The following is a 24,405-nucleotide window of genomic DNA, read 5'->3' as shown; positions in this document are numbered from 1 at the left end:
CCGATGTTCATGACCGGCCCGGGGCAACGCCGGCTACTTCGGCATCAGGACGGTGTCGACGATGTAGACGGTGGCGTTGGCGGTGGGGACGTTGCCGCACACCACACGCGAGGTGTCGTTGACGGTGTAGTCCTCACCGGTGCCGGAGGTGGTGACCTTGCCCTTCTCCAGGGTCGCGAAAGAGCCGTTCGCCAGTTGGGCGGGCGCGAGCTTCTGCCCGACGACGTGGTAGGTCAGGATCTTTGTGAGGGTGGCCTTGTCATTGAGGACCTTGTCGAGGTCGGCCTTGGGGATCTTCGCGAAGGCATCGTTGGTGGGCGCGAAGACGGTGATGCCTTGGGCGTTGTTCAGGGTGTCCACCAGACCGGCCTTCTTCACGGCCGCCACCAGTGTGGACAGTACCGGGTTGTTGGACGCGGCCGTCGCCACGGGGTCCTTGGCCATTCCGTCGAAGCTGCCGGCGCCGTCCTCGGGCACCGCGGAACACGCGGTCCCGAAGGGCTTGTCCATGGCCGTCGAGTCGCCAGGGTCCGCACCTGCGGAGCCGTCCTCGGCGGCGTTGGACGGAGCGGCGCTGGACGAGGCGCCGGAGGCGTTGTCCTTGCCGTCGTCGCCGCAGGCGGTAAGTGCGAACGGCAGTACGGCGGCAGCGGTCGCCGCGATGGCGGCACGGCGAAGGCGCAGGGTGTTCATCAGGTTTCTCCTTGGCTGCTTCTGCTTCTGCTTCTGGGGAATGCCGGCTCGGCGAGCCGACGGGTTGCCGGGCGGGCGTCAACGGCCACTTGGTCAGTCCACGTTGATCACCACCGAATGCCGGCCGCTGGCCCCGTCGGGGACGGTGCGGGCACGATCCGCGGTCTGGACCCGGCCGGCGCCGTCAGTGGCGCGGACGGTGAGAGTGTGGGGTCCCGGCGCGGCCTTCCAGGACCAGGACCACAGGCGCCATGTGTCCGGACCGGCCTGCGCGGCGAGGTCGGCGTCCTTCCACGGTCCGTCGTCGACCTGAATCTCGACGCGGTCGATGCCCCGGTGCTGAGCCCAGGCGACGCCCGCGACGTTCACCGTCCCGGCCTTTGGGCGGGCGAACGGCTTGGGCGTGTCGATGCGGGCCTGGGTCTTGACGGGGGCTTGGCGTGCCCAGTTCCGTTTCACCCAGTACGGGTCGTAGGCCTCGAAGGTGGTCAGTTCGATGTCCTGGATCCATTTGCACGCCGAGACGTATCCGTACAGGCCGGGAACGACCATGCGGACCGGGAAGCCGTGCTCGAGCGGCAGCGGTTCACCGTTCATGCCGACCGCGAGCATCGCGTCGCGGCCGTCCATGACATCCTCGACCGGCGTCCCGATGGTCATCCCGTCCACCGACCGGGACACCAGCTGATCCGCCGGACCGCCCTGTGACGGCGGCCGCACACCCGCCTCACGCAGCAGGTCGTGCAAACGCACTCCGATCCACCGGGCATTGCCGACGTACGGGCCGCCGACCTCGTTGGAGACGCAGGTCAGCGTGATGTCCCGCTCGATCAGCTCCCGTCGCAACAAATCCCGGAAGGTCAGGTCCAGGGGCGCGACGACGCTCTTCCCGTGGATGCGCAACCGCCACCGGTCGGCGTCCACCTTCGGCACGACCAGCGCGGTGTCCACCCGGTAGAAGGACTCGTTGGACGTGACGAACGGACTGACGCCGGGGAAGCGCAGTGTCGCCCCACGCGGCACCGGGGTTGCGGGCGACGCCGGCGCGGGCAGTGCGACGGCCGCGCGGGAAGCCACCGCCTCCCTGCCGTCGGACGACGTCAGACCGCGCCCGAGCGCTCCTGCGGCTGTGGAGGTGGCGGCAGCGGCAGCCGCGGCCGTCAGGAAACCACGCCGGTCCCAGCCGGGAGCCTCCGCCGTATCCGGCGCAGGGCCGGACGCGAGGGCCAGGCGCCCGGTGAGGACGTACAGCAGCAAGCCCCCGACTGCCGCTCCCGCCAAGGACGGCAGTACATCCGGCACACCGCCGGTGTCCGGCCGGGTCAGTGCTGCCACCGCACCGACGACACCGGACAGGAGAACGCCGATCGCTCCCGCCGACCGGTGCCGAAGGCTCAGCAAACCCAAGGCGACGGCCAGGGCGACCAGGACGAGGAGGATGCCCAGTTGCAGCACCAGCTTGTCGTCGCTGCCGAACGACCGGATCGCCCAGTCCTTCACGGCGGCGGGGGTACGGTCGATCGCCGCCCCGCCCACCGCGAGCACCGGCCCGGCCTGCGGCCGCCCCACCCCGGCGACCACCTCCGCCACCGCGAGGGCGGCGAACGCAGCCAACAGACCGGACACCGCGCCGAGTCCACCGCGTGTCAGTCGCTGCTTGCTGAAGTTCTTCACGTGAGGTATTCGCCGCCAGGGCGGCCCCAGATTGGTGCATCACCCAGAAGAGTGAAGACCCCGCGCCGACGGACGGGGGAGGGCCTGGCCGAGACGCACTGGAAGAAGGGCTCGTGCTCGTCGAGACGTCTCGACTCGGTTTCGAGGTACCTCAGTCGTGCAGTCGGCGCCCGCCGGCATACGCCCGGACGGCACGCCCCCTCGGGCGCCCCGTCCGGGTGCGACGGCCGCGCGGGTCAGTCCCGGGCGGGTCGGTCCCGGGCGATTCAGCCCCGGGCGGCCCCGTGGCGCCGCTGGGTCCAGGCCAGGTGCCATGTGTCCGGCGGCGCCGCGGAGTTCAGCTCCAGGCCTGGCACCGGCGCCAGCCGTCCCTCGCGCAGTTCGGACAGAAGGCGCTGGGCATCGAGGGAGGGGTACTTCCGGGTAGCCGCGATCGTCACCACCGAAGAAGGCGGGCCGCAGCGCCTCGCGCGGCTCCGCGTCGCGGGCAAGGCGCTCGGGCAGGTCGGGGTTGGCGATGAAGTCGCGCCCGAAGCCCACGGCGTCGACGCTTCCGCTCTCGCCGGCGCGCAGGGCCTCCTCGCGTCCGTAGCGGCCGGTCGCGATCAGGCGGCCCGGGTAGCGCTTGCGGGCCCCCAGGCGCTGTCGATGTCGTCGTCCGGCCGCCGCTCGGCGGTGTGCGCGTCGCCGATCTCCAGCAGCAGGCGTGCGCGGTTCTCGACGCCGCCTCGTGGGGGAGGGCGGAGCGGAGGTGTGACCGCCGCGCCCGACCCGAGCCGGAAGGCACCCCGGGGGTTGTCGCACGCGAGGCGGCGGGGCGGTGAACGGACGGAGGCGGGGGAGGGGCGGCAGGGGGCCGATGTCCCCAGGACGTCACGGAAGAGCAACCACCCCATCCGCGGGCCCGGAAGATGCTGGTGAGGGGCCACATCATGGAACCGGCGAAGAACGACAAAGGGGGGGTTCGGCGCAATGGAGTTCACGGTCGGGCGCACGCTGCGAAGACGAGGGAAGCGGTGGACGTTCTGGGGGCTCGTCGTCCTGGCGGGCGCACTCGTCTGGCTGCTCGGGCCACGCGGCGGCGAAGTCATCGGCCCGGTGTCCGTGGGGGCCCTGGCCGTGGTGGCGGTCTGGCACGGGTGGAGGGACCTGCGTGATGCACGGCGGCCGTTCCGGCTGCGGATCGACGAGTTCGGGATCACCTTGCACGACGCCGAGCTGTCCTGGGAGCAGATCGACGCGGCAGCCCTGTGGCACTATGCCGCACCGAACAGTGAGAGCGCGGCGCCCGAGCCGCGGCTGATGCTCTGGACGGCGCCGGGCGTGACACTGCCGCGCCGGCGCGACCGCACCGCGGACGCGCGGACCCGCTACACCCTGGTGAAGTGCGCGGACCTGGACCAGAGCGTCCGGGAGCTCACCGCCGCGCTCGCCGAGCACGGCGGCGCCCACTTCGAGACGGCGCCGCGCGCCGTGCGAGCGCCGATCCCGGTGGCCGTCGAGGGCCCCCGGCCCGGCGTGCCCGGCGGGGAGCGGGTCTTCACCGCCGACGACGGCGCCGGCCGCCGGACGGCCACCTGGGCGTTGTCGGCGCTGGCGTGCAGCGCGGTGTTCGGCTCGCTCGTGCTGTACCTGGTCCTCCACCCCGAGCAGGCCGACTACGACGCGGGGACCGGGATCCCCGTCACGGTGGCGTTGCTCGCGGCGATCGTCTGCTGGATTCAGACCGCTTCCTCTCATGTCCGACTGCGCAAGCCGCTTCGGCTGCGGATCGGACCCAGCGGCATCGGCATGCGCGAGGTGGCCGGTGAGGAGAGCTACTTCCGGTGGGCGCAGATAGCCACCGTCACGGTCGGGTCGCATCCGAGCGGCCTCGACCCCCGTCCCTGCCTGACGGTGTGGCCGTTGCCGGGCGCCTACGGGCAGGAGGAGCCCAGCCTCCTGGTCGACGGCCACCGGGCCTACGTCCTGGACCGGGTGGACCGGCTGCCGGGCGGCGCGGAGGCGGTCGTGCCGGTGCTGCGGGCGTTCGCCGGGGAGCGGTACGCCGGGACGGCCTGACCGCCCCCGGTCGCGGTGGGGAACCGGCCGCTCAACCGCCGGCTGCTTCCGACCTTGCCTCACCTATCGAGATTCGATAGATTCCCATCGTAACTCGATGTAGGGATGGGGTCATGGGAAAGCTGACAGTGTGGGCGTTGCGTGCCGTCCTCGTGGTGGTGCTCGCCGGCACCGTGTTCGTACAGGTGGGGATGGTGTGGGCGCTGGCGAACGACCCGGAGGACGGGTCGCTCCCGCTGACCCCGCTGCGCCTGGTCACGATCCTGGGCATGGTGTCGGCCCAGGTCGCCCTGGTCTGCGTATGGCGGCTGGTGACGATGGTGCGACGCGGCACCGTGTTCTCCCACGCCGCCTTCCGGTACGTGGACGTCGTGATCGGCGCGATCGTCACGGCCGCCCTCGTGTGGTTCGCGGTCACGGCCATCAACGCGCCCGGCCAGAGTGAAGACCCGGGCGTCACCGTCATCATGGCCGGCATCGGCGTGGCCATCCTGGGGGTCGCGCTCCTCGTGCTCGTGCTGCGGATGCTGCTCGCCCAGGCCGTCGCGCGCGACGTCGAGGCGTCGCAGCTGCGGGCCGAGCTGGACGAGGTGATCTGATGCCGATCGCCGTCGACATCGACGTGATGCTGGCCAGGCGGAAGATGTCCGTGGGCGAACTCGCGGACCGCGTCGGGATCACCCCCGCCAACCTGGCGGTGCTCAAGAACGGCCGCGCCAAGGCGGTGCGCTTCGCGACGCTCGCGGCGCTCTGCGAGGTCCTGGAGTGCCAGCCGGGCGACCTGCTGCGCTGGGAGAGCGAGGGCGGCACCGTGGAGGGATGACGTGCCCGAGGGCGGGCGTGAGGTCGCCTGGCGACCGCGATCGGCACCCCGCGGACGGGTCGCACCGGTGGCCCGGCCGCGGGCCACCGCCGGAACGACACGCGGGACGCGCCCGTAATCACTGGCGCCGGGGGTGGGTTATCGGGTAAGTAAAGCCGGGGCCCAGCAAAGGGGTCCGACGGCGCACCAGGCGGTGCGCCGGCATCAGCAGCATGTGAGGGACGAACACAGTGGCATCTGGCGTCGTGAAGTGGTTCAACTCGGAGAAGGGCTTCGGCTTCATCGCACAGGACGGGGGCGGGCCGGACGTCTTCGCCCACTACTCCAACATCTCGGGCAACGGCTACCGCGAGCTGCAGGAGGGTGAGCACGTCACGTTCGACGTGACCCAGGGGCAGAAGGGCCCGCAGGCGGAGAACATCGTCCGCGGCTGACCGACGCAAACGCAGGCGTGATCCCGCCGTCGCACCCAGCGACGGCGGCTGCTTGCAGGCCCGAGGGCGGTACCGATCGCGATCGGTACCGCCCTCGGGCCCTCGGACCAGGCCCGGGATCCGGAACTCGGCCGCCGTCGGTGGGAGCGCTCGCAGCAGCTGACCCGGCGTCCGCCGGAGCGACGCCTAGGAGTTGTGCGCGCCGGCAGGCCTCAGGCACGGCCTCCCGTCAGCCTTCCGGCCGCGCCTGGGCGTGCGAGATCTCCCGTTCGCCGGTGGAGGAGGTGACGGACACGGGGCGGTGCTTCCGGTGCCCGAGGCGGGCGAGGCGTTTGCCGGGGTCGGGGAAGGTCGGGATCATGTGCCGTCCCCAGGTCGTGTTGATCACACCGGCGAAGGACGCGTACAGGGCGAGGGCCGCGGTGACGAGTCCGGTGGCCCCGCCGATCCGCCTCGCGGGGTCGGAGTCCACGAACTCGGCGATGGTGAGGACGGTGAGCGTCGTCGTGGCGCTCCCGAAGAGGGCGAGCAGGACGCCGGTGGTCCGCAGGGTCGCGACGGTCAGGTAGAAGGAGATGATCGTCCAGGGCAGCGCGAACATCCCCGTGGCCAGGTGTGCTTGGCCGGGCGGCAACGTCGGTTCGACGAAGTGGCCGTAGACGGCGTAGGCCATCCAGAACGCGCCGAAGGCGGAGAACGCCGTGCCGCCGAAGGTTCCCCCCTGTTTGAGTTCGAAGACGCCGGCCACCAGCTGGATGACGCCGCCGAAGAGGAAGGCGGTCGGGAAGACCGCGGCGGCCAGCTCCGGCCGGACTCCGGCGTTGAACAAGCTGACCATCAGGGTCGTGGCCCCGAAGGCGGCCAGTCCCAGCGGAGCGGGGTCGGCGACGGCACGGGCGGGGGGTGCGGACATGGCGACTCCTGTGTAGGCGACCTCGGCAGGATGGCACCGGCGATCAGGGAACCGCGCTCGCTCCTTCGCGTGGCGCATCGCTCCAGTCCTGATGGCCCAAAGGCGCTCGGCGGCACCGTCGCGGTCACTGGCGGTCGGTGTCCGGGCGGCGCCTCGTCCGGTGCGGGATCGCACCCCCGCGGAGCCGAGGGCACCATGGAGAGCGGGGCCGGTCCGAGCCGGCACCTCGCGGACGGGAGGCACGCGCATGCTCACGCACCAGCCCGGACAGGAGGTGTTCAGGTCGATCCTTCCTCAGGACCTCGACTGGCAGCCGTTTCCGGCGTTCCCGCCGGCGGCGCGCCTGGCCGTCGTCGTGGGGAACCCGTCCGAGCCCGCTCCCTATGTCGTCAGGGTCAAGCTGCCCTCGGGCGAGAGGCTGATGCCTCACCGGCACACGGAGGACCGGGTCTACCTGGTCGTCTCGGGCGTCTTCTACGTCGGCCTCGGCGACGCCTTCGACGAGGAGAGGCTGCGGGCGTATCCGCCCGGGGCCGTCATCGTGCTGCCGGGCGGGACCTCGCACTTCCACTGGGCGAAGTCCGGCCAGTACGTCACGCAGGTCACGGCGATCGGTCCGATCTCCCTGGAGTACGTCGACCCCGCGGACGATCCGCGGGCGGCCTGAGCGCCCACGTCGCGCCGACCCCGTCGGCATCAGCCGTTCAGCCGGCGCCGCGCGATGGCACGCCGCACATCGCCCGCCCTTGCCGTGTCGAGGGAGGGCGTACCGGCCGCGCGTGCCATCGCCGCCAGACGTGCGAACTGCTCGCCCATGCCCTTCGTTCCGTCCAACGGGGTCCGGGCGTGCGGCCACAGGGTCCTGGCCAGAGCGACGTGACGGGCACCGCCGAGGACGACGACGGGGTCGAGTCCGGTGATCCGCAGATCGGCCGCCTGCGTGTGGAGGAGGGCGGCGGTCACCGCTTCGGCGTGTCCGTGCGGGGTGTCGTAGGGCTCGATCTCGTCGTCGAGGTCCAGCAGGCCGTAGTGGGCGGAGAGGATCATGAGCCGGTCGGGGTGCAGTGCCTCGGCCGCCCTTCGGCACGCCCGGTGGTAGCTGCCCGTGTACATGTCGGCCGCCCTGGCCCGGTGGTCAAGTTTGCGAACGCCGCAGGGGACGACGACCAGTTCCGGTCGGAGGCCGCTGGTGTTCCGTGTCGAAGTCATGTGGTTCCTTCCGGGGCGTGTGGCGGTCCTGTCCGTGAAGGTGGAACGCGGCCGGGGACGGCCCCCGTGGCGGCATCGGAGGACATCGAGCCCTCAGATGTGGACGTGCCGTCGAGTGGACGGGAGGGCACCATGCGGCGGACGGTCCGTCAACCGGGCTGCTCTGGTGGCGAGTTCGGCCCCGGTGCCATCGCTCCGGAGTCAGGTTCGCCTTCCGCTTTCCTTAGGCGACCGGTCGTATAGTCGGCGTCATGGGACACACCAGTGATGCCGGAGAGAAGATTCTGCGCGCTGCCCACTCGCTGTTCGACCAGCGCGGATACTCGGCGCTGGGTCTGGCGGAGATCTGCAGGGCCGCCGGGGTGCCCAGGGGCAGTTTCCACTACTTCTTCGCCTCCAAGGAGGCACTCGCGCTCAGCGTCCTCGACGCGCACTGGGCCGCGCAACGGCGCGTCTGGCTCCGCCTTCTCGGCAGCGGCGCGGAGCCCCTGCCGCGCCTGCGGGCGCTGTTCGAGGCCACGGGCGTCCCGCAGCGTGACGGACGACCGGATCGCGGCACCGTCGCGGGCTGCATGTTCGCCAACCTCGCGGTGGAGACGGGTGAACAGACCGAAGCCGTCCGTCAACGGTTGCGCGAGATCTTCGAGGCACAGGTCGGCATGGTCGAGTCGGTCGTCAGCGAGGCCCGGCGGCGGGGTGAGGTGAGCGTCTCGGACCCGCGCGAGGCCGCCCGGTCCGTGATGGCCCAGCTCGAGGGACGGGTCCTGTTCGCCAAGCTGTACGACGACGCGGCGCGACTCGGCCCCTTGTGGGTCAACTGCCTTGCCCTGCTGGGTGCCCGCTGCCCGCAGGCGTCCGGCGCGGGAGACCTCGTACCCGCGGTGCCGGTGTGACGACTGGGAGGTTCAGCCTCTCAGGAGGGAGCCGGCCGGTCGTGGCATCGGAGCCGGCGGCGGGCGCACGATGAGGGGTGGAGGGCCGGGGAGCGGCCCTGGGTCCGGTGTGGCTCGGGGGATTGGGGTGACGCGCCGCGGCGAGCGTTCGCGCGCCGCACGACCGAGAGGTGGCTGATGGTGCACAAGCGCCCTGGAGCGGGTCCGCTCACGGTGAGGGTGTTCGTCTTCCCGGGGGTGCGCCTGCTCGATGTGACGGGCCCCATCGAGGTCTTCGCGTCGGCGAACGAATGGGGCGGAGCGTATCGGGTGCAGGTCGTGTCCGAGGACGGTGCGGAGGTGGTCACCGCCGCCGGGACGCGTCTCGGCGTCGACCTGTCCCTCGACGACGTACGTGACTCCTGCGACGTCCTGGTGATCCCGGGCGGCCCGGAGTGGGAGACCGTGATCAAGGACGACGCGCTGCTCGACACCGTACGGGAACTGAGCGGGAAGGCCCACTGCACGGCATCGGTCTGCACGGGCGCCTTCCTGCTGGCCGCGGCCGGGCTCCTGGACGGCCGGCGGGCGGCGACCCACTGGCGGCAGACGCGCGAACTGGGCCTGCGCTACCCGTCCGTGGACGTCGACCCCGACGCCATTTTCGTGCGCGACGGGAAGATGATGACCTCGGCCGGAGTCACCGCCGGAATCGACCTGTCGCTGGCCCTCGTCGAGGAGCACCACGGGGCGGAGGTCGCCCGCGCGGTGGCCAAGGACATGGTCGTCTTCATGCAACGACCGGGCGGCCAGTCCCAGTTCAGCGCCCGGTCGAGGCTTCCGCAGCCGCGTCAGGAGATGCTCCGCGGGGTCCTGGACTCGGTCGCGGAGAACCCCGGGGACAACCACTCGCTGTCGGCGATGGCCCGCCGGGCGGGCGTCAGCGTGCGGCACGTCACGCGGCTCTTCTACGACGAGGTGGGCACGAGTCCCGGCCGGTACGTGGAGGAGGTCAGGCTGGAGGCCGCGCAGGCGATGCTGGAGACCGGTGACGACCCCATGGCCGTCGTGGCGCGGCGCGCGGGCTTCGGCTCACCCGAGTCGCTGCGCAGGGCGTTCGTACGCCACCTGGGTGTGACGCCGGCAGCGTTCCGGGCCGGCTTCCGGACGACCGGCCCGGGCACCTCGGGCGTGCGGGAGTCCGAGACCGTGCCGGCACGTCACTCCTCCTGAGGGGGCGGGCCACCCAAGCGGACGAGCACGCCGGGGCCCCGGCATCGATGGCGTCGCCCTGCCGACCCGGCAAAGGTCCGGCCCGGATCGGACCGCGATGCCGGTCACCGCCGATGAGGAAGTGGCGCGGCGCGCGTCGCCGTGGCCCGCGGTGCGGCTGCGCCGCCGCTGCGCGGACGAGCAGATCGGCGCCGTGCACACCACGCCGAGCCGCCGGAGACCGCGGCCGATCCGGTGGTGGTGCCCGCGGCGCAGGAAGAGGTGGCGGCCGGTGCGGTCCACGGTGTCGTCTGCGACCGACGCCCTGCGGCAGCCGGCGCCGGGACGAGATGGCCGGCGCTCCACGCGCGCTCCGCCACGTTCCGGCCCGCGCCGTGCCGATCGGCCTCGCGACGCCCGCACCGTGCGCTCTCACCAGTGACGGCCGCCGGGGCGGGACCCGGCGGGGGGATCCCGTGCTGGACAGGGCGGCCCCGATCCGCCGGGCACCCCGCCGAGCCGGCCACACTCTTCTCATCGCCCCCATCACCGATGGGGCGCTCCCGGCGGTCCAGGTCCTGGGACCCGAACCGGCCCCGACCACCGCCATCCTCCGCAACATCCTGCGGGCCTGACCGGCCCGATCGCTCTCGGCGCCGTGCTGTGCGGGGCACACCACGCATGGACGCCGCCGACCACACGGGCTCGGTTCCGCCCTCCGCTTCCGAGAGCGGTCCAAGGAGCGGGAGGGCGAAACCGACCGGACTCGAACCGGCGTCCTCGCGATTGTGGAGACCGCGCGCGACTGCCTCTGCGCTACGGCTCCCCGTCCGGTGCGACATGGTAGCCCCGGACGGGGAGCCGGCCATCAGCGGAAGGCCGCCTCCACGAGTTCCCGCTGCTCTGCGGCGTGCCGCCGTGCGGAGCCCACCGCCGGGGCCGAGGCGGACGGCCGGCTGATCCGCCCGAGCGGGCGGTCCGCCAGGTGCTCCACCCGGTGCCTGACGAAGGACCACGCGCCCTGGTTCTCGGCCTCCTCCTGCACCCACCGCACCTCGGCGTCGGCGGGGAACCGGGCGAGCTCCGCGCCGAGTTCGGCGTCCGGGAACGGATACAGGCGCTCCAGCCGCACGATCGCCGTGTCCCGCAAGCCGGCGTCCCTCCGGTACGCGTCCAGGTCGTAGAACACCTTCCCCGAGCACAGCAGTACGCGCCGGACCCCGGCAGCGTCGACCGCCCCGTCCGGCAGGACCGGACGGAAGGAGCCGGTGGTGAAGTCCGCCAGCGCGGAGGTGGCCTCCTTCAGCCGCAGCATCGACTTGGGGGTGAACACGACCAGCGGCCTCCTGCGCTCCCCGAGCGCCTGCTGCCTGAGCAGATGGAAGTAGTTGCCGGGCAGCGTCGGGACGGCGACGGTCATGTTGCCCTGCGCGCACAGCTGGAGGAACCGCTCGATCCTGCCCGAGGAGTGGTCGGGTCCCTGCCCCTCCAGACCGTGCGGCAGCAGCAGAGTGACCCCGGAGCGCTCGCCCCACTTCTGTTCGGACGACGCGATGTACTCGTCGACGACGCTCTGCGCGCCGTTGGCGAAGTCGCCGAACTGGGCCTCCCACAGCACCAGCGCGTCGGGCCGCTCCAGCGAGTATCCGTACTCGAAGGCCAGGGCCGCCATCTCGGACAGCATCGAGTCGTAGGGGGAGAAGCCCGCGGCGCCCGGGCCGAGGGCGTTCAGCGGGGTGTGCTCCGCGCCGGTGCGCCGGTCGGTGAGCACCGCGTGCCGCTGGCCGAACGTGCCGCGGCGGGAGTCCTGTCCCAACAGCCGCACCGGCACCCCCTCCATCAGCAGGGAGCCGATCGCCAGGGTTTCGGCCGTGGCCCAGTCGATGGTGCCGGCGTCCGGCATCGCGGTGCGCCTGCGGAGCTGCGGCAGGACGCGCGGGTGCACGGTGAAGTCCGGGGGCTGCGCCGTCTGGGAGGCGATGACGTGCCGCGCGGCCGCCTCCGTGACGGCGGTCGGCACAGGAGGGGGCGTGCCGTCCCGCGGGACGGCCGCGGGGCCGGCGGGCTTCCGCGGGCCGGGCACCGGCAGGGCGCGCGTCTCGGCGAAGGCCCGGTCCAGCCGCTCCCGGTAGTCCCGCAGGGCGCCCTCCACCTGCCGTTCGTCGATTTCCCCGCGGTCCACCAGCGACTGGGCGTACAGCTTGCGCACCGAGGGCCGTGCGTCGATGCGGTCGTACATGGCCGGCTGGGTGATGGACGGGTCGTCGACCTCGCTGTGCCCGTGGCGCCGGTAGCAGACCAGGTCGATGACGACGTCCTTGTGGAACGTCCGGCGGTAGTCGAAGGCCAGCCGCGCGATCCGGACGACCGCCTCGGGGTCGTCCGCGTTGACGTGGAAGATCGGTGCCTCGACCGTCCGCGCCACGGCGGTGGCGTAGGTGCCGGAACGGCCGCTGGCGGGCGCGGTCGTGAAACCGAGCTGGTTGTTGATGACGACGTGCACCGTGCCGCCGGTGCGGTAGCCGGGCAGCTGCGACATGTTCAGCGTCTCGGCGACCACTCCCTGCCCGGCGAAGGCGGCATCGCCGTGGACGACGACCGGCAGGACGGAGAACACCTCGCCGCCCTCGCCGTCGGCCAGGTCCTGCTTGGCCCGCACGACGCCCTCGGCCACCGGCCCGACGATCTCCAGGTGCGAGGGGTTCGCCACCACGGAGACGGGGATCGCGCCGCCGTCCAGGGTGCGGTACGTCCCCTCCGCGCCGAGGTGGTACTTCACGTCGCCGGAGCCCTGCGCCGACAGGATGTCCGCGGCGTCCTCGAACTCGTGGAAGACGTCGCGGTACGACTTGCCGACGATGTTGGCCAGCACGTTCAGCCGGCCGCGGTGCGCCATCCCGATGACCGCCTCCCCCACCCCGTGCCCGACGCAGCGCTGCAGCAGGGCGTCGAGCAGCACGATCGCCGACTCGCCGCCTTCCAGCGAGTACCGCTTCTGGCCGACGTACTTGGTCTGCAGGAACGTCTCGAAGGCCTCCGCCGCTCCCAGCCGGTAGAGGACCTGCAACTGGTCGGCCCGGTCCAGCCGCCGCGAGGGCGCCTCGATCCGTTCCTGCACCCAGCGGCGCTCCTCGAAGGCCTGGATGTGCATGTACTCGGCGCCCACCGTCCCGCGGTAGGCGGTACGCAGGACGTCCAGCACGCCGCGCAGGGTCATCGTGGACCGCCCGGCGAAGCCGTCGACGGCGAACTCCGCCTCCAGGTCCTCCTCGCCCAGCCCGAAGGCCGTGATGTCGAGCTCCGGATGACCGGACCCCGGCGCGGCGGAGAGCGGGTCGATGTCGGCCGCCAAGTGCCCGCGGACGCGGTGGGCATGGATGAGCGCGGCCACGCGGACGGCCTTGATCGCGGCCTCCCGCGGGTTCGTGTCCGAGGCCGGTGCGCCCGGGTGCTCCTGCCGGCCCGCCGCGGAAGCCGGGGAGACGAAGAAGTCCCTCCACTCCTCGTCGACCGATCCGGGATCGTGCAGGTAGCGTTCGTACTGCTCGTCCACGAGCCATTCGTTGAGTCCGAACTCAGGCCCGTGCAGTGCGGGCCCTTCGGCGCTGGATGTCGACGCCACTGGGTGGATCGCCTTCTTTCCTCGTTCGGGGCAGCCGATGGAGGGCGCGGTCGCAAGGGCCTCGTCGTCCGGCGCATCGCTCCCGGCGGGGGAGCGTCCCCTCCACGAGTCGGAGGGGGCAGCGCACCGCTGACCGTGTGGCACCTTCGACGCTAGGCCGGTGCGGGCCCGAAGCGGAGGGCGGGACATGCCGGGCAGGCGTCATATCAGGACCTTTCACCGCGCCCTCCGCCTGCCCCGCCCCGGATTCCGCCCCGGCGCGAGAGGCCGGGGTCCTGATGTGAGGGCGGCGTGGCACACGCTGTGATGCCGTGGGAGCCGGGCGGCACCGTAACGTCGTAGGGCCAACGAGCCGACGGCTTCGGCCGCGGTCCGTGAGCTGACGGGCGGGCGTGCCGGTCTGCCGATGCCGCGGTGCACACCGATCCGAGGAAGAAGCGTTCTCCGCCGTGACACCCCACCCCAGCGACACCCGGACCCTCCTGCCCCGAAGGGAGCCGGGACCTCGGCACGCCATGCACGTGCGTCAGCGGCGGCCCGCGACGACCGGGACGCGGCGTCCGCACCTGACGCCCGGCTGGTTCGCCGCCGTCATGGGTACCGGGATCGTCGCCAACGCCGCCGCGACGCTGCCGCGCAGCTCGCCGTGGCTGCGCGACGCGGCCACCGTGGTCTGGGCGGGTGCGGCGCTGCTCCTGGTGCTCCTCGCCGGCGCGTACGTCCGGCAGCGGTCGCTGCGCTCGCACGCGACCGACCCGACGCAGGCGCAGTTCCTCGGCGCCCTGCCGATGGCGCTGCTCACCGTGGGCGCCGGGGCACTGCTGCTCGGCGGGCGGGTGCTCGGCGACCGCACGGCCCTGACCGTCGACTGGGTGCTGTGGTCACTGGGCACCGCACTCGGCCTCGCCACGGCCTGCGCGGTGCCGTACCTGATGGTCACCCGCCACCGCTTCGCCCCTGACGCAGCCTTCGGCGGCTGGCTGCTGCCGGTGGTGCCGCCGCTGGTCTCCGCCGCGACGGGCGCACTGCTCGTCCCGCACGCCCCCGCCGGCCAGCCGCGGCTGGCCCTGCTGCTCGCCTGCTACGCGATGCTCGGGCTCGGCCTGGTGGCGGTCCTGCTGGTGCTGGCGATGGTCTACAGCCGCCTGGTCCACCACGACGCACCCACGGGGGCCGTGGTGCCCACGGTGTGGATCGGCCTGGGCGCGATCGACCAGGCGGTGACGGCGATGGGCACCCTGGCGACGGCGGCGCCGAGCGCGCTGCCCGCACCGTCCGCGCGGGGCGCGGCGGCCTTCGCGCTGCTGGGCGGGATCGGGCTGTGGGGCTTCGCGACGCTGTGGCTGGTGCTCGCCGCGGCGCTCACCGTACGGCAGTTGCGGTCGGGCCTGCCGTTCGCGCCCAGCTGGTGGTCCTTCATCTTCCCGCTGGGCGCGTGCGTCACCGGGACCGGTGTCCTCGCCACCCGAACCGGGTCCCAGCTCTTCGTCTGGACCGCCGTCGCGCTCTACGTCCTGCTCGTCGCGGCCTGGGCGGTGGTGACCTGGCGCTCGCTGCGCCACAGCGCGGTACACCTCGGCAGGCGGTGAGCCCGGACGCGGGAAGGGCCCGGGGAGGCGCCGGTCCCGGGGCGGGCGCGCGGCCTCCAGGCGGAGGATCCCTGGGGTCCCGGCCGTGAGGCGTTCGCAGCCCCCGGGTCGGTCTGCCGGGCGTAGGGATCCGGCGTGCCGCAGCGGGCAGGGGGCGCCGGTCAGGTGGACGCCCTGGCGGAAGAGCTGCCCAAGCCGGTGGGTGCGTGCCCCCTCGACGTGAGAGGCGCGGCCCCCGGCCGCCTGCACGGTTCCCTCTTCCCGCCGAGTGGTCGCTCGGCCCTCGCCGTCCGACACTGGACTGAGGGATCTGCCTGCCCTCGCGTGGCGCACATCGGACAAGGCGGATGACAGCGTGGCTTCCTTCTCACCCGGATTCCGCGGCAGGGCTCACCCCCTGTCGGACCGGCTGCCGCCGGGCCAGTACCCGACCGAGTCGTTCCCCGTGCTCTCGACCGGCCCCACTCCCCGGATTCCGCCCGAGGAATGGACCTTCACCCTCACCACGGAACAGGGCGAAAAGCGGTCCTGGACGTGGGACGAGATGATGGCAATGCCGCAGGACGACATCACGACCGACATCCACTGCGTGACCCGCTGGTCGAAGTTCGACACCCGGTGGCGCGGGGTGCCGATCGAGGCGTTCCTCGAGAACGTGGACACGACCGGCCACTACGCGAGAGCGCACTCCTATGGTGGCTACAGCGCCAACTTTCCCCTGGAGGACCTTCTCAACGCGTGGATCGTCCACACCTATGAGGGCTACGCGCTGGCACCTGAACACGGCGGTCCTGCCCGCCTGCTGATGCCGCACCTGTACCTCTGGAAGTCGGCCAAGTGGGTACGCGGCCTGGACCTGACCACCCATGACGAGCCGGGCTTCTGGGAATCCGGGGGTTACCACAACTACGGTGACCCCTGGCGTGAGCAGCGCCGGTGGAACGACCCACCGTAGCCCCCTGCGTCTGTTCGGCCAGGACTGGACGCGGTCGCTCAGGTCGAGTTCGACGAGGGGCGCCCGGAGTCGCCGGTGCTCCGGGAGGGCAGGGTCGCTGGCACCAGGCCGAGGCGGACGCGGCTCAGGTGCCGGCGCTCCGCACGAGGGGTTCTACCGGACCATACTGCGCGGCTGCGACGCTGCAGGCGGCGCGCACGAAGGCGGCGACGGCCGGTGAGCGTGCGTCCTGCGGCCAGGCGACGGCCAGGGTGGCGTCCGGGAGGTCGCTGACCGGCCGATAGGAGATGCCGGGTCGCGGGTGCCGCCGGGCTACCGAGGCGGGTGCGAAGAACACGATGCTGCCGGTCTCGACGAGACTGAAGATCTCCGACAGGTTCGTCGCCGGCCGTGTCGCCCCGGGCTGAGGGGTGTGCTCGGTGGGTCGGCCGTGCCCGGCCGGGGAGCCGTCGGGGAGCTTGCGGCCGGCCAGGTCGTCCAGGCACAGCCTGGTCCGGGCGGCCAACGGGTCGGCGGCGGCCAGGGCGACCAGGACCGGCTCTGTCAGCAGCGGCTCGCTGTCCAGGCCGCGGCTGTCGAAGGGGCAGAGCACGAGTCCCACGTCAGCGAGGCCGTCGCGCAGTGCCTGCGGCTGCTCGCCGAACCCTCCGAGGACCAGCTCGGGCGGCAAGGACGCGTCGTCGGCGCTGTAGGTGTCCAGGACTTGCGGCAGCAGTCCGCCGTCGACGTCGGCCTTGAGAGCGACCCGCAGCCGCGGCGACGTACGGCCCGCCTGCCGGGCCCGGTGGGCGGCGGCGGTGACCGCTTCCAGGGCGGTGCGGGCATCGCGCAGCAGGACCTGCCCGGCCGCGGTGAGCTCTACCTGCCGGGTGGTCCGTCGGAACAGCGCCACACCGAGCTGCCGCTCGGTCTCCCTGATGGCCCGGGACAGCGGGGGCTGCGCCATGCCCAACCTCGCGGCGGCGCGCCCGAAGTGCAGCTCCTCCGCGACCGCGACGAAGTACCGCAGCTGCCGCACCTCAAGATCATTCATACCTCCAGGGTATCAATGGCGCCCGGATCGGTCCTTCACCCGCACCTTCGCGCCAGGTTGACTCGGAGGCGATCGGAAAGCCCCCCGGGCTTCCGCCGCCGACCGTCTTCCGTGGAGGAATTCATGATCGTCATCACCACACCGACCGGTGATATCGGCCGACAGGTCGTGGGCCGCGTCCTGGATCGCGGCGAGGCGGTCCGTGTGATCGTCCGTGACCCGTCCCGGCTGTCGGCGCAGGTGCGCGCGCAGGCCGAGGTGGTGCAGGGCTCCCACGGCGACGCCGACACGATCACGAAGGCGCTCGATGGCGCCGACCGGCTGTTCTGGCTCGTGCCCCCGGCCGGATTTCGCGATGCCGACAACGCCAGGCGCTACTACCTGGAGTTCACCCGGTCCGCCTGCCGGGAAGCCGCGAGCCGGGGCGTGCGGGTGGTGGGCGTCACCTCCCTGGGCCGCGGATACCAGGGCGAGGCGGGACTGCTGTCGGCCGCGCTGGCCATGGACGAGCTGTTCGAAGCCGGAGGCGTTCCCTACCGGGCGCTGGCGCTGCCGTTCTTCATGGAGAACCTGCTCCTCCAGGCTTCGACGATCAAGGAACACGGGACGTTCTCCATGGCGAACGCCGCAGACCGGACGCTGCCGACCGTCGCCACCCGGGACGCCGCCGCCGCCGCGGCCGCGCTCCTCCTGGACACCTCCTGGAGCGGGCAGGCCCGCGTTCCCCTGGCCGGACCCGACCGTCTGACCCCCGACGCCATGGCCGAGGTCATCTCCGACACGGTGGGCCGCACCGTCCGCTATCACCAGGTCCCGCTCGCGGACTTCCGGGCCGCGATGATGCGGCGCGGCGCGAGCCCGGCGCTGGCGCAGGACATGGCGGACATGGTCGAGGCGCAGAACAACGGGATCTACGACGCCGAACCCGGCAACCCGGGCTCTGTCACCGTCACCGGCTTCCGCCAGTGGTGCCAGGACAACCTCGAGCCGGCCGTCCGGTCCTGACGTCGCGCTGATCGGCCTCCGGCGTAGCGCGCGAGCGCAGCGGTCCGTACGGCGAAGGTGGCGGTCTGCGTGTCCACCGCCTGGTTGTCCGCTCCGGGACCAGGGTCTCAGGGCATCGACGGCAGGGCCGGAGCCGTCCAGGGGGTGGACGACTGGCGTTGCCGGAGACCCGCACACCTAGGGCTTCCGGCACCCCGGGTAACTCCTGCCCGTACCGCTGTATCCCCGACCGCACCGGGGCTGCGGCCGCTCGCGCGGCCGCGCCCGTGAGTCGGCCGGTGGCTCTGTACGCCGTCGCGCCAGTGCTGTTCGGCGGACGGGGGCGACCCGGCCCGTCGGGAGGGTGTCACGTTGCGCGGGACCGCCACCGCGGCCCCCGGGCCTCAGGCGGCGCCGCTGCCCTGTGGCTCGGCCGCCCGCGGCGGCGGCGCAGGCGGCAGGAGTTGGCGACGGGCCAGCGCCACCAGGGTCCGCAGGGCGATGCCGCCGATGAGTACGGTGATCGCGGCGAGGAGCGCATAGGTGTAGGCGCCCGCCCCGGGCGCGTACCGGCGCTCCACCCAGTGGATCGCGACGGCGGCGACCGCGGCCCAACTGAAGGTGAACGCCCAGGTGCTCGGCATGAAGGGCAGCCTCAGGTAGGCGGGGAGCAGCCGCAGTTGGGCCAGCACCATCAGCAGACCGTAGCCGCCGAGGAAGGCCGCGACGCCGTCGATGGAGTCGTCGAAGAGCGTGAAGTAGGCGAGGCTGGCCACGGCGGCGGGGGCGACCTCGATCGCGAGCGTCGGCAGCAGCGGCGGAGGCGGCAGCGGGCGGAACAGCAGCCGTCCCATGATCACCGAGCCGAGGATCATCCAGCAGACCGCGCCCAGGCCGAACATCACCCGGCCCAGCCGCTGCTGCCCCACCGTGCCCGCCGCCGCCGCGGCCAGCAGGCCGCCCGCGACCGTCGGCAGGAAGTAGCCGGGGTGGAAGCGGTCGACGTCGACCCGCCCGTAGATCCACTGGCCGGTGAACCAGGCGCCGAGCAGCACGGTGAGCACGAGGAACACGTCCACCACCACCCGGCCGGCCGTCGCCGCGTGGGCGTGCAGGCCGTTGGCGGCGATCACCATGGGGACGATCACGCACAGGGACGCGAACGGCCCGGCCGCCTGGTCGGTCAGGTCCCGTACCAGGGCGCGGTTCCGCAGCGCGTGGTTCAGGTAGGCGACCGTCACCACCACCCACACGGCTGCCGAAAGGATCAGCAGCGCGTCCCCCACCCCTCGCGGCACCCGACCCGCGTCGGCGGCGGTCAGCCAGGCGTCCGCCAGGCCGACGAGACCGAAGGGCATGCCGAACAGGTTCATGGGGATCGGTCGCTTCGTCATGGTACGGGCAACTATCTCACTGTTTGTCGCCGTGGGTTCCCCCGGCGGGCGGCCGCACAACGCCGTCCGCGCGGTGAGTAGGGCCCGGACGCCGCCCGGACCGCGGGTGCGCAGCCGCGTGCGGGCACTCCGCTCCGGCTACCTCCGGGTCGTGCCGGACGCCGGACGCCGGCCGCGGCGCCGGAGGGGCGGCGCGTGGCGCGTTCGGCGCGTCGGGTGCCGCCGCCGTCGTGGGAACGCGGTCGCGGGTGGGAACGCGGTCGCGGCGCCGGAGGGGCAAGCGGTGGAGCCCTGCCCCGAGTGCCGCTCCGAGGACCGGCGCGACCATGTAGCTCACGAAGTCGGTGGTCCGGCCGGAGAGGACCGCGGGACCGAACTGCCGGGCCGGGTTGACCGAGCCCCCGCTGAGCGGACCGAGCGTGGCGATCACCAGCCCCACCGACAGGCCGATGACGGGGGCCAGCCCGCGGGGGAAGCGGGGGTACGCCACGCTTCTGGTCCGGACGCGGCTGCCGGGGGGCGGCCCCATGAGAGAGCGGGCATATGACGAGCCTCGGCGCACGACACGGCCTAGCTAGTACTCCAGTCGTAGATCGTGATCTTCAGTGGTGTCAGTCAGTCTGGGCCGGGATGGTTGGCATGTTCGTCGGGGCAAGGTCGACACCGTGCTCGCACACGCGCGGTCGGTGGCATGGGCCGACGTTCATTGCTTGCCACAGCTGGTATCACTGGGTGTGTTGCCACCAGTAGCGTCCTACGATGAGTTCCTCGAGTTCACGGAGTCTCGCGGCAGCCATCTGCGCAGAGGTATCAGGGTGTTCCAGCGCGGTGCGGAGGTCGGAAGCGAGGTAGGTCGCCTCGCGGACCTCGCATTCTGCTCGGAGAGTTTCCGGAGAGGTCGTCGTCGCGCGGGCGATGACGTCGAGTACGGTCTCCATGTGCGGCCCGCTGAAGCGGGCCAGGAAGAACCAGTCATCGACCGGTTCGCCGAAGCGAGCCCATTCGAAGTCCAGCAGGGCCGTCACGCTTTGGTCGCACGCGAGCCAGTTGTCCCAGTGACAGTCCGCGTGAACCGGGACAACTGCTCGTGCATGCAGCGGTGCCCGCTCCGCGATCGCCGTCAGGCCGTCGAGCAGACGGCGAGGTACGGTTCCGTGCTGGTCCAGGACGGCGAGGCTCTCAACCTCGGCAAAGAGCGCGGCCCGGCTGGTGAACCCGCCGTGGTCGAGAGATTCTCTGAGCGTGCGTTCGGCGTGGCCCGTGGGCATCCAGCTGTGCAGTGCGTTGAGTCGCTGGACTGCTTCCTCCGCCAAAAGGCGCGCGGTCACGCCGTCGATGCCGGGCATGCCCATACCGGGAGCCGTCCCCGGCACGCGGGCGTAGCAGGCGTAGCGAACGGCTCGAGTCCCCAGGCGGTGAAGCCCGCTACCGAGCAGAGGGGCCGTCAGGCCGGCTGGCAGGTGGGGCGCAAGCGTGATCTCCCGGTTCAGTCGCGAGTGGCCGTCGGCATCGATGATCTTCACGACGACGTCCGAGCTGACATACACGTGATGGGAGCTGCTCTCAGCGGTGGTCATGACGCCGGGGTCGCGCCCGAGGGTCGCTACCGCGATCGCGCGAGCGGCATCGTGGGCTTGCCGCAAGTCGGTCATCAGTACTCCAGCCGTAGACGGTGATCTTGCTGGTGGGCTCGACTAACAGGCGGTGGCGCCACCATTGATCATCGGTGCGTGAAGACTGAAGATCAAGCGGTTGTCGCGGGTCACAGCGTAGTGCCCGCCCGTTGGCGGGGGATGTTCGATCAGCTGATGGGCCGCATCGCGGGCCGGTTCGTGCGCGTCGAACCACGTCGCCGTGCAACGGCCCTGGTGCTCGGCCTGCTGTCCGACGTGCCGAGGAAGAACTGTTGGACCCTGGCTGAGCATGCGGGCGACGCCACGCCGGACGGCATGCAGCACCTGCTGCACCGCGCGAAGTGGAACGCCGATTCCGTCCGCGACGACGTGCGGGCCTACGTGGTTGAGCGCCTGGCCGACGACCAGGCAGTGCTCGTGGTTGACGAGACCGGAGACCTGAAGAAGGGAACCGCGACCGTCGGCGTGCAGCGCCAGTACACCGGCACCGCCGGCCGGATCGAGAACGCCCAGGTCGCCGTCTACCTGGCCTACTCCGCAGCGCGCGGTCATGCCGCGATCGACCGGGCCCTGTACGTGCCGCGCTCGTGGACCGGCAACCCCGAGCGATGCCGCACCGCCGGAATCCCCGACGATCTGGCCTTCGCGACGAAGCCCCAACTCGCAGCCAAGATGATCGACCGGGCGCTGAAGGCGGGCACGCCCGCACGCTGGGTCGCCGGAGATGAGGTCTACGGGGACAACCCGCACCTACGGGCGGTACTGGAGGCCCGTCCGATCGGCTACGTCTTGGCGGTTTCCAGCACCCACCGAGTGACCACACGCGCGGGCAGGTTTCCAGTGAAGGACCTGGTCACGCGCATCCCGAAGCGGGCGTGGCAGCGATTGTCCGCCGGAGCGGGCGCGAAGGGCGTGCGGTTCTACGACTGGGCAGTCTTCGATACCGAGGGCCCGGCCGGGCGGCCCGGGCACTGGTGGATGCTGGTCCGTCGCAACCAGCGAAGCGGCGAGCTCGCCTTCTACCGCTGCTTCTCACCGCACCCCGTTTCGCTGTTCGAGCTCGTGCGCGTGGCTGGACGGCGCTGGACGATCGAGGAGACCTTCCAGGCCGGCAAGGGTTTGGCCGGCCTGGACGAGCACCAGGTCCGCCGCTGGAACTCCTGGCACCGCTGGGTCACCCTCGCCATGCTCGCCCACGCTTTCCTCGCCGTCGTCCGAGCTGACGAGCACGGCAAGCACCCCGGACCAACCGCCCTAATCCCTCTCACCTGCAACGAGATCCAGCGCCTGTTCACCACGCTCGTGGCCCGGACCGTCCACGACGTGACTCACCGGCTGAGCTGGTCCCATTGGCGACGTCGCCATCAAGCCCGCGCCCACGCGAGTCATTACCGACGACAAGCTGCGCATCAGGCATGAACATCACGATCTACGGCTGGAGTACTAGGCCGAATCGGTCCGCTGCGCGGTTCTGAAGCGGCGCTGATAGGCGGCCGGGCTGATCGCCATGTTCTTGACGAAAACCCTTCGCATGCTTTCGTAACTCGGGAATCCGGCGAGTGATGCCACCTGGGTCGCGGTATGCCCTTGGTCGAGCAGGGCTTTCGCCATGTCGAACCGGATCGCTTCCACGTACCGGGCCGGCGTGGTGGACATTTCCTCGCGGAAGAGGCGGGTGAGATGCCGGGAACTCACATTGAGGTGCCTGGCGAGCTCGCCGACCGAGTGGTCTCCCGTGGGATCGGCCGTCACCAGGTCGGCGATCCTGCGGACGGCGGGAGACCGCGGCGGTGGCCCCTGCAGCGGGGCGGAGAACTGCGACTGCCCGCCCGAGCGCTGCAGATAGACCACCAGGGAGCGGGCGACCTCGCGGGTCAGATCGGCGCCGTGGTCCTCCTCGACGAGGGCCAGCGCGAGGTCGATGCCCGCGGTCACGCCCGCCGAGGTGTACGTGGTGCCGTCCTGGACGTAGATCGCGTCGGGGACGACGCTGCTGGACCGGCACCTCGCGGCGAGTTCGTGGGTGACCTTCCAGTGCGTGGTCGCACGCTTGCCGTCCAGGAGGCCGGCGGCACCGAGGACGAACGCCCCGGTGCAGATGGACGCGGTGCGCCCGGCCCGCCCGGCCAGCGTCAGCGCGGCCTCGACCAGGTCACGGGCGACGGCGTTGCGAGGGTAGAGGTCCGCGCCGGCCACCAGGAAGGTGTCGGGCTCCGGTTCCGAGGCGGCGCCGTCGACCGCGATCCTGACCCCGATGGACGAGGTGACGTCGGCCCCGGTCGGTGACACCAGCACGACCCGGTAGTCGGCGCCGAACCGGTTGGCCTCCGCGAACACCTCCGCTGGTCCGGCGACGTCCAGCAGCGTCACCCCGTCGAAGACGAGGATCACGACCCGGTGCGCGGTGGGGCTCACACCCCCGTTCTCCGCCTGTCCGGATTCGCGGGACTCATGGCGGGACGGAGGTGGCGAGGAACGCGTGGCGGACGGCATTGTGGAAGACGGAAACACCTTCCATTCATAACACGCCGATGTCGGAGAGTACGGAGCAATGACCGAGATCATCGCCGGGGTGGAGATTCCCGAAACAGCCGCGGCCGCCGAAGCCACCCGTCACGTTCAGGAGATGACCAGCCCTCTCATCTACCACCACTCGCGGCGGGTTTTCGTCTTCGGCGCCATTCACGCCCGCCGACTCGGTCTGAAGCCCGACCCGGAACTTCTCTACCTGTCCGCCATGTTCCACGACACCGGCCTGATGACGCCCTTCTCCGACGCCGAGCAGCGATTCGAGGTCGACGGGGCGGACCACGCGCGCAAATTCATGCTCGACCGCGGATTCACGCCCGCGGCCGCCGACGTCGTGTGGACCGCCATCGCACTCCACACGACGCCGGGAATTCCGCATCGGATGGGCCCGGAAATCGCCATCACGAATCTGGGCGTTCTGACCGACGTGCTCGGCCTGGCCCTGGACGAGCTGGACGGCGCCCAGGTGGAGGAGGTCACCGCCGTCCACCCGAGGGGCGACTTCAAGAACCAGTTCCTGCAGGCATTCGTCGAGGGACTCGCGGACCGCCCGGAGACCGCGAACGGAACCGTGAACGCGGACGTGCTGGAGCACTTCGTACCCGGCTTCCAGCGCACGACCACGGTCGAGCGCATCATGGGCGCGCCCTGGCCGAGCTGACCGGAGCCTCTCGGGGCGGGTCGTCGCGGGGCTGTTCCTCGCGTGGGCCGGGTGTCGGCCTGACGTTCAACGGCGGCCCGCGCGCGGTCACCACGGCGGAAGCGCGCTCGGAG

Annotated in this window: 23 protein-coding genes and 1 tRNA gene; 12 read left to right on the top strand and 12 right to left on the bottom strand. The window is 71.8% G+C overall.

Going from position 1 to position 24,405, the window contains the following annotated elements; translation table 11 throughout:
* Positions 1 to 33: 33 nt before the first annotated feature.
* The 3 genes from B085_RS0128155 to B085_RS51060 all read right to left on the bottom strand — a co-directional run bounded on the left by B085_RS0128155 (position 34) and on the right by B085_RS51060 (position 2,807).
* Positions 34 to 693, bottom strand: coding sequence for a fasciclin domain-containing protein (locus B085_RS0128155; protein ID WP_018561955.1), 660 nt, complete (start codon positions 691 to 693; stop codon positions 34 to 36).
* Positions 694 to 786: 93 nt separating this feature from the next.
* Positions 787 to 2,367, bottom strand: coding sequence for a molybdopterin-dependent oxidoreductase (locus B085_RS0128150; RefSeq protein ID WP_018561954.1), 1,581 nt, complete (start codon positions 2,365 to 2,367; stop codon positions 787 to 789).
* Positions 2,368 to 2,633: 266 nt separating this feature from the next.
* Positions 2,634 to 2,807 carry a hypothetical protein gene (locus tag B085_RS51060; protein WP_018561953.1) on the bottom strand — a complete coding sequence of 58 codons (174 nt, stop codon included), beginning with the start codon at positions 2,805 to 2,807 and terminating at the stop codon, positions 2,634 to 2,636.
* Between the two features lie 532 nt (positions 2,808 to 3,339).
* On the opposite strand from B085_RS51060, the gene B085_RS49595 reads away from it, so the two are divergent.
* The 4 genes from B085_RS49595 to B085_RS0128120 all read left to right on the top strand — a co-directional run bounded on the left by B085_RS49595 (position 3,340) and on the right by B085_RS0128120 (position 5,685).
* Positions 3,340 to 4,428 carry a hypothetical protein gene (locus B085_RS49595; protein WP_018561951.1) on the top strand — a complete coding sequence of 363 codons (1,089 nt, stop codon included), beginning with the start codon at positions 3,340 to 3,342 and terminating at the stop codon, positions 4,426 to 4,428.
* 113 nt (positions 4,429 to 4,541) lie between these two features.
* On the top strand, positions 4,542 to 5,027 hold the full coding sequence (locus B085_RS0128130; protein ID WP_018561950.1) for a DUF2975 domain-containing protein: 486 nt from the start codon (positions 4,542 to 4,544) through the stop codon (positions 5,025 to 5,027).
* Complete coding sequence (locus B085_RS0128125; protein ID WP_018561949.1) at positions 5,027 to 5,251, top strand: helix-turn-helix domain-containing protein; 225 nt, start codon at positions 5,027 to 5,029, stop codon at positions 5,249 to 5,251. The genes B085_RS0128130 and B085_RS0128125 overlap by 1 nt, the downstream gene beginning before the upstream one ends.
* A gap of 230 nt (positions 5,252 to 5,481) precedes the next feature.
* Positions 5,482 to 5,685: a cold-shock protein gene (locus B085_RS0128120; RefSeq protein ID WP_018561948.1), complete on the top strand. Its 204-nt coding sequence runs from the start codon at positions 5,482 to 5,484 to the stop codon at positions 5,683 to 5,685.
* Between the two features lie 229 nt (positions 5,686 to 5,914).
* Here B085_RS0128120 and B085_RS0128115 read toward each other — a convergent pair whose 3' ends face one another.
* Positions 5,915 to 6,598, bottom strand: coding sequence for an acetate uptake transporter (locus tag B085_RS0128115; protein WP_018561947.1), 684 nt, complete (start codon positions 6,596 to 6,598; stop codon positions 5,915 to 5,917).
* A gap of 247 nt (positions 6,599 to 6,845) precedes the next feature.
* On the opposite strand from B085_RS0128115, the gene B085_RS0128110 reads away from it, so the two are divergent.
* On the top strand, positions 6,846 to 7,265 hold the full coding sequence (locus tag B085_RS0128110; RefSeq protein WP_018561946.1) for a cupin domain-containing protein: 420 nt from the start codon (positions 6,846 to 6,848) through the stop codon (positions 7,263 to 7,265).
* A 29-nt stretch (positions 7,266 to 7,294) separates the two neighbouring features.
* Here the strand turns inward: B085_RS0128110 and B085_RS0128105 are convergent, their stop codons facing one another.
* Complete coding sequence (locus tag B085_RS0128105) at positions 7,295 to 7,807, bottom strand: DUF6884 domain-containing protein (protein ID WP_018561945.1); 513 nt, start codon at positions 7,805 to 7,807, stop codon at positions 7,295 to 7,297.
* A gap of 251 nt (positions 7,808 to 8,058) precedes the next feature.
* On the opposite strand from B085_RS0128105, the gene B085_RS0128100 reads away from it, so the two are divergent.
* Positions 8,059 to 8,700: a TetR/AcrR family transcriptional regulator gene (locus B085_RS0128100; protein ID WP_018561944.1), complete on the top strand. Its 642-nt coding sequence runs from the start codon at positions 8,059 to 8,061 to the stop codon at positions 8,698 to 8,700.
* Between the two features lie 177 nt (positions 8,701 to 8,877).
* On the top strand, positions 8,878 to 9,912 hold the full coding sequence (locus tag B085_RS0128095; protein WP_078620096.1) for a GlxA family transcriptional regulator: 1,035 nt from the start codon (positions 8,878 to 8,880) through the stop codon (positions 9,910 to 9,912).
* Positions 9,913 to 10,642: 730 nt separating this feature from the next.
* On the opposite strand, the gene B085_RS0128085 is transcribed toward B085_RS0128095, so the two are convergent.
* Together B085_RS0128085 and B085_RS0128080 are read right to left on the bottom strand one after the other, a co-directional pair.
* Positions 10,643 to 10,717: transfer RNA gene (locus B085_RS0128085), tRNA-Trp, on the bottom strand.
* Positions 10,718 to 10,759: 42 nt separating this feature from the next.
* Positions 10,760 to 13,702, bottom strand: a complete 2,943-nt coding sequence (locus B085_RS0128080) for a multifunctional oxoglutarate decarboxylase/oxoglutarate dehydrogenase thiamine pyrophosphate-binding subunit/dihydrolipoyllysine-residue succinyltransferase subunit (protein WP_078620095.1) — start codon at positions 13,700 to 13,702, stop codon at positions 10,760 to 10,762.
* 326 nt (positions 13,703 to 14,028) lie between these two features.
* Between B085_RS0128080 and B085_RS0128075 the strand changes: the two genes are divergently transcribed.
* Positions 14,029 to 15,102 carry a TDT family transporter gene (locus B085_RS0128075; protein WP_018561940.1) on the top strand — a complete coding sequence of 358 codons (1,074 nt, stop codon included), beginning with the start codon at positions 14,029 to 14,031 and terminating at the stop codon, positions 15,100 to 15,102.
* Positions 15,103 to 15,457: 355 nt separating this feature from the next.
* Complete coding sequence (locus B085_RS0128070) at positions 15,458 to 16,057, top strand: molybdopterin-dependent oxidoreductase (RefSeq protein WP_018561939.1); 600 nt, start codon at positions 15,458 to 15,460, stop codon at positions 16,055 to 16,057.
* Positions 16,058 to 16,181: 124 nt separating this feature from the next.
* On the opposite strand, the gene B085_RS44015 is transcribed toward B085_RS0128070, so the two are convergent.
* Positions 16,182 to 17,090: a LysR family transcriptional regulator gene (locus B085_RS44015; RefSeq protein WP_037732611.1), complete on the bottom strand. Its 909-nt coding sequence runs from the start codon at positions 17,088 to 17,090 to the stop codon at positions 16,182 to 16,184.
* A 123-nt stretch (positions 17,091 to 17,213) separates the two neighbouring features.
* On the opposite strand from B085_RS44015, the gene B085_RS0128060 reads away from it, so the two are divergent.
* Positions 17,214 to 18,095 (top strand): NmrA family NAD(P)-binding protein, encoded by an 882-nt coding sequence (locus B085_RS0128060; protein WP_018561937.1) that lies wholly within the window; start codon positions 17,214 to 17,216, stop codon positions 18,093 to 18,095.
* Between the two features lie 383 nt (positions 18,096 to 18,478).
* On the opposite strand, the gene B085_RS0128055 is transcribed toward B085_RS0128060, so the two are convergent.
* The 3 genes from B085_RS0128055 to B085_RS0128045 all read right to left on the bottom strand — a co-directional run bounded on the left by B085_RS0128055 (position 18,479) and on the right by B085_RS0128045 (position 21,120).
* Positions 18,479 to 19,468 carry a TDT family transporter gene (locus B085_RS0128055; protein ID WP_106435053.1) on the bottom strand — a complete coding sequence of 330 codons (990 nt, stop codon included), beginning with the start codon at positions 19,466 to 19,468 and terminating at the stop codon, positions 18,479 to 18,481.
* A 16-nt stretch (positions 19,469 to 19,484) separates the two neighbouring features.
* A complete protein-coding gene (locus B085_RS51050) occupies positions 19,485 to 19,997 on the bottom strand; it encodes an aquaporin (protein WP_078620094.1) in 513 nt (170 codons plus the stop codon).
* 196 nt (positions 19,998 to 20,193) lie between these two features.
* Positions 20,194 to 21,120, bottom strand: coding sequence for a phosphotransferase (locus B085_RS0128045; RefSeq protein ID WP_018561934.1), 927 nt, complete (start codon positions 21,118 to 21,120; stop codon positions 20,194 to 20,196).
* 156 nt (positions 21,121 to 21,276) lie between these two features.
* Between B085_RS0128045 and B085_RS0128040 the strand changes: the two genes are divergently transcribed.
* The gene (locus B085_RS0128040) at positions 21,277 to 22,521 is read left to right on the top strand and encodes an IS701 family transposase (RefSeq protein WP_078620099.1); all 1,245 of its coding nucleotides are present in this window, start codon (positions 21,277 to 21,279) and stop codon (positions 22,519 to 22,521) included.
* A gap of 24 nt (positions 22,522 to 22,545) precedes the next feature.
* On the opposite strand, the gene B085_RS0128035 is transcribed toward B085_RS0128040, so the two are convergent.
* Positions 22,546 to 23,517 (bottom strand): GlxA family transcriptional regulator, encoded by a 972-nt coding sequence (locus B085_RS0128035; RefSeq protein WP_018561932.1) that lies wholly within the window; start codon positions 23,515 to 23,517, stop codon positions 22,546 to 22,548.
* Between the two features lie 136 nt (positions 23,518 to 23,653).
* Here B085_RS0128035 and B085_RS0128030 point away from each other — a divergent pair, with 136 nt between their 5' ends.
* Positions 23,654 to 24,292, top strand: coding sequence for an HD domain-containing protein (locus B085_RS0128030; RefSeq protein WP_018561931.1), 639 nt, complete (start codon positions 23,654 to 23,656; stop codon positions 24,290 to 24,292).
* The last annotated feature ends 113 nt before the right edge of the window (positions 24,293 to 24,405 follow it).

The organism is Streptomyces sp. BoleA5 (assembly GCF_000373665.1).
Taxonomy (GTDB): Bacteria; Actinomycetota; Actinomycetes; order Streptomycetales; family Streptomycetaceae; genus Actinacidiphila.
Note: the sequence above shows the minus strand (reverse complement) of the source record. Positions and strands in the feature narration are given on the sequence as shown.

Coding starts and splice junctions, on each gene's coding strand:
- B085_RS0128130 (WP_018561950.1), top strand. CDS start 4,542: ATGGGAAAGCTGACAGTGTGGGCGTTGCGTGCCGTCCTCGTGGTGGTG.
- B085_RS0128110 (WP_018561946.1), top strand. CDS start 6,846: ATGCTCACGCACCAGCCCGGACAGGAGGTGTTCAGGTCGATCCTTCCT.
- B085_RS51050 (WP_078620094.1), bottom strand. CDS start 19,997: ATGGGGCCGCCCCCCGGCAGCCGCGTCCGGACCAGAAGCGTGGCGTAC.
- B085_RS0128080 (WP_078620095.1), bottom strand. CDS start 13,702: ATGTCCCGCCCTCCGCTTCGGGCCCGCACCGGCCTAGCGTCGAAGGTG.
- B085_RS0128040 (WP_078620099.1), top strand. CDS start 21,277: ATGGGCCGCATCGCGGGCCGGTTCGTGCGCGTCGAACCACGTCGCCGT.
- B085_RS0128105 (WP_018561945.1), bottom strand. CDS start 7,807: ATGACTTCGACACGGAACACCAGCGGCCTCCGACCGGAACTGGTCGTC.
- B085_RS0128060 (WP_018561937.1), top strand. CDS start 17,214: ATGATCGTCATCACCACACCGACCGGTGATATCGGCCGACAGGTCGTG.
- B085_RS49595 (WP_018561951.1), top strand. CDS start 3,340: ATGGAGTTCACGGTCGGGCGCACGCTGCGAAGACGAGGGAAGCGGTGG.
- B085_RS44015 (WP_037732611.1), bottom strand. CDS start 17,090: ATGAATGATCTTGAGGTGCGGCAGCTGCGGTACTTCGTCGCGGTCGCG.
- B085_RS0128115 (WP_018561947.1), bottom strand. CDS start 6,598: ATGTCCGCACCCCCCGCCCGTGCCGTCGCCGACCCCGCTCCGCTGGGA.
- B085_RS0128095 (WP_078620096.1), top strand. CDS start 8,878: ATGGTGCACAAGCGCCCTGGAGCGGGTCCGCTCACGGTGAGGGTGTTC.
- B085_RS0128155 (WP_018561955.1), bottom strand. CDS start 693: ATGAACACCCTGCGCCTTCGCCGTGCCGCCATCGCGGCGACCGCTGCC.
- B085_RS0128100 (WP_018561944.1), top strand. CDS start 8,059: ATGGGACACACCAGTGATGCCGGAGAGAAGATTCTGCGCGCTGCCCAC.
- B085_RS0128055 (WP_106435053.1), bottom strand. CDS start 19,468: ATGACGAAGCGACCGATCCCCATGAACCTGTTCGGCATGCCCTTCGGT.
- B085_RS0128125 (WP_018561949.1), top strand. CDS start 5,027: ATGCCGATCGCCGTCGACATCGACGTGATGCTGGCCAGGCGGAAGATG.
- B085_RS0128030 (WP_018561931.1), top strand. CDS start 23,654: ATGACCGAGATCATCGCCGGGGTGGAGATTCCCGAAACAGCCGCGGCC.
- B085_RS0128075 (WP_018561940.1), top strand. CDS start 14,029: ATGCACGTGCGTCAGCGGCGGCCCGCGACGACCGGGACGCGGCGTCCG.
- B085_RS0128045 (WP_018561934.1), bottom strand. CDS start 21,120: ATGACCGACTTGCGGCAAGCCCACGATGCCGCTCGCGCGATCGCGGTA.